Origin of the sequence: Micromonospora sp. DT229 (genome assembly GCF_049844505.1) — a bacterium.
GTDB lineage: Bacteria > Actinomycetota > Actinomycetes > Mycobacteriales > Micromonosporaceae > Micromonospora.
Map to the genome: position 1 here is coordinate 1 of NZ_JBNCLD010000053.1, position 831 is coordinate 831.

Annotated in this window: 1 protein-coding gene; it reads right to left on the reverse strand. The window is 55.4% G+C overall.

What is annotated here, in order from left to right:
* Positions 1-71: 71 nt before the first annotated feature.
* A complete protein-coding gene (locus ACLQ2T_RS29245; RefSeq protein WP_425769576.1) occupies positions 72-677 on the reverse strand; it encodes a hypothetical protein in 606 nt (201 codons plus the stop codon).
* Positions 678-831: the final 154 nt, after the last annotated feature.

The window sequence follows — 831 nt, forward strand, 5'->3', positions numbered from 1 at the left end:
CATCATCGCCGCAGCCCTGCACCTGACCCACTTCGAATACAAATACCTACCGGAAAGTCGCTGAGATTACTTCAGTAGAATGCGGCCAGCGATTCCGTGGAATGAAACACCAGATGCCACTTGTATGCACCTACCACAAGTAAGCCCGTTACCGGAAGCCCGACGGCGGATCTTAGCTCGCCCTCAGACCTAACCCGATCGTAGTCCATAAAAACGTCCGGATTGTCGCTGCGGAGCACGAGCTCGGCACGTTCAAGGCGACGCCTCAAAATTCCACGAAGTTCGGAGTAGTCCAAGGCTGAACGCGCGAACGCGCGACGCGCCTCAGCGCCTGTCGAAAGCTTTTCTTGCAAGGCCTTGCGCAGGTCGGCATCAACCTCTTCGGTGCGTTTTCTGCGCTGCAATCTCAGGTCGTAAAGGTTTTTAAGAGATCGGAATTTGCTCCGCTCATCTTGTGTGGCGTAAGTATGAACCTCCTCTAGGGTTACGCCTACCGCGATGGCGGTCTGGTACAAGCGCTTGCGGTCAAGCTTAGCAACCGCATCGAGTAAAAATTCACCGTTTCGGTCGAAGTGGAGCTCTAGCTCTTGCTCAACTAATTCATTGAAGATCTGAGAGTCGGACTCAAGGGCCTGGCGATAGTAATCAATTGTCTGATCAACCTTTCTGGCGAGCACCCTGAATATCGTTGAAAGGCAATCCTCCAGGCACTGCCAGTAGGTGCCCTCCCCTAGCCGCTTCCAGCGCGCTAAAGCGGCTCTTCGAACTTAAGCGGGGTTGAGGTGTCCGCGGTGGCGTCGGGTGGTGGCGGTGCGGGTGCGTAGGCGTTGG